A 2,298-nucleotide genomic window follows, 5' to 3' on the forward strand; every position below is an offset into this window, starting at 1 on the left:
GCATGTCCCTGGCCAGCCTGCCCGAGGTCTCGTTCTGCGAGACCGACGCGGCCAAGGTGCGCGAGTGGCTGCTGGCCACGCACCAGGCCATAACCAGCCGCACGCTCTATCCGGGCAACCCGGAGCGGCTGTGGCTGGAGTTCGTGGCGGTCCTACGGCTCTTGCAGTGAGCTGCAAGGCTGAAGGGCATTGTGGCTAGGAAAGATGTAGTTGATTTTAACGGGGGTATTTTTGCCGCCCCTAATAAATCTTGCACCAGCTATAGAGGTAGGCTAAGAGCAGACCAGACAATCAACAGATAGTATGTCATTTTATGCGCTTAAGTTGATTGGAGGAATGGATATGATTAGCATTAATGACGCCTGTGATTACGTAATTGCGAAAGCTAGTGAGGCTGGAATTGGGCTTAATAACCTTAAGCTTCAAAAAATACTGTATTACTGCCAAGCTTGGCATTTAGCATTTGGGAAAGGCCGGCTTTTTGATGGTCATTTCCAGGCTTGGGTACATGGCCCAGTGAGTCGCACCATTTATGACCGTTTTGCACTCACTAAGTCTCTGTATTCTCCGCTTTCATCTTCTGATATTAGAGAAGATTTTAATGCTGCGGCGATGTCTCAAGAAGCTCGAGAGCTTATTGATGCAGTGTTGAATGTTTATGGACAGTTTACTGGTGACCAACTGGAAAGCATGACCCACCAGGAAGAGCCTTGGAAGAGTGCTCGCGGGGATCTTCCCTTGCATGTCCGTTGTGAGAATCCGATAGACGAAGATGTCATGGCAAAATTCTACGCTTCTCGGTTGGAAAAGTAAGTCATAGGGTATATGGCGAAGTCGAAGTTTCCGGTTCCTGTATTAGGTAATAATACTGCTGACCTACTAGGCAAACGCCCGATCCCCTCTAAGGCCGAAGAGCCTAAGAGGTGGACTTTTTCTTTTCGATTCTGGAAGCAAATTAAGTACTTCGGATTGGATCGTACACCTGAGACGTGGTTTGCCTCTCTTCTAGCCAAGCTTCAAGAGCTTTCCAAAGAAGAACTAGAGAAGTTCCTTTGCGATTCTGCCAAGCTAGACACGTGGAGATACCACCCCATTGACTGGAATCAGAAGAATATTCCCGTCAAAATGAAAGATCTGGATTGGATACCATCTTCATATAGAGACAATGAAGAAGAGTATCCATTAATGCAGTTTCAGATTTCTCAGGCTCTAGGTCGAGTTGTTGGCTTTTGGGACGAGAATGATACATTTAATATTGTGCTGCTTGATCCTCTGCATAATATCCAACCAACAAAAAGGACTGGCTATAGGGTTGACCCATGCAACCCTCTTAACTGTGCTTACACACTCCTCATGATGCATCTTGAGTCTGCAATTGAGTCCGGCTGTGCCAAGCGGGGATGTGCGCAGGCAGAGGTTCTTAAGCAAGTACCAAAATGCAAGGAAAGGTTGTTGCAAGCAAACGTTCTGTTGTTGAAGTTGACTGACGAAGAAATGGAGTTTGCTGCTCATCTTGAACAAGGCAAGATAGTATCTTCTATAGTAGATATTTTCAGAGTTGGTATTGACACTTTAATGAATGGACAAGAATAGCTGCTACCTGTTTGTAGTTGTTTAGCGATGAAATTGGAAGCTAATTATCTTCACAACATCATCATGCCGACGTCTTTTTCGATCTTCCGTCCATCTGCGCCCCTTCTGCTCTATCGGTTGAATTATCGCCTATTGTTCATTGGTTAGGAACGGCTTTGCGTTCATGGGCACTCCCCCCCGCTTGGGAGGGTCGCCATTTATCGCTTTTATACAGCTTCCATGCCGTGACGAGTGACCCACTCGGACCGCTTGTCCAGATCATTCCGCCAATCCATCCACCAATCTCTTTGCTACGCCCTGCCCAAGCATGACATCACGCCGCGATCAAACATCACATTAGGTCCAGGGAGATGAGTGTGACTCGGGCCGTCCTGGCCCTCGCCCTGCGGGCGTCGCCAAAGGTGGCGACGTCCAATCGTGCAGTCCTGCATGATTGTCCTCGGCCTCCGAAGGCCCCCTCTGCCGCGCCTGCGCACAGGCTTGCGCGCCTTTGCACGCATAGTCTGCACCGCGCCATCCCGCCTTTCCGCCCTCCATCGTAGTCTCGCGCCTGCCTGATCAACCCGGCCGGCCCACCTGGGCCGGGACCCCAGGCACCCCACGCACCTGTGCAACGTGGCGGCCGCTTGCGGCTGCCCAAAGGAGGAAAGCGCATGTCCCTGGCCAGCCTGCCCGAGGTCTCGTTCTGCGAGACCGACGCGGCCA

At 50.5% G+C, this 2,298-nt stretch carries 2 protein-coding genes; both read left to right on the top strand.

Annotated elements, in window-relative coordinates:
- The first annotated feature begins 342 nt into the window (after window positions 1–342).
- Complete coding sequence (locus tag H585_RS0117675; RefSeq protein ID WP_027368800.1) at window positions 343–813, top strand: Panacea domain-containing protein; 471 nt, start codon at window positions 343–345, stop codon at window positions 811–813.
- A gap of 12 nt (window positions 814–825) precedes the next feature.
- Window positions 826–1,593, top strand: a complete 768-nt coding sequence (locus H585_RS22260) for a hypothetical protein (protein WP_051183198.1) — start codon at window positions 826–828, stop codon at window positions 1,591–1,593.
- The last annotated feature ends 705 nt before the right edge of the window (window positions 1,594–2,298 follow it).

This window comes from Desulfocurvibacter africanus subsp. africanus DSM 2603 (genome assembly GCF_000422545.1).
In the GTDB taxonomy this organism is placed as follows: Bacteria; Desulfobacterota; Desulfovibrionia; order Desulfovibrionales; family Desulfovibrionaceae; genus Desulfocurvibacter; species Desulfocurvibacter africanus.

Coding starts and splice junctions, on each gene's coding strand:
- H585_RS0117675 (WP_027368800.1), top strand. CDS start 343: ATGATTAGCATTAATGACGCCTGTGATTACGTAATTGCGAAAGCTAGT.
- H585_RS22260 (WP_051183198.1), top strand. CDS start 826: ATGGCGAAGTCGAAGTTTCCGGTTCCTGTATTAGGTAATAATACTGCT.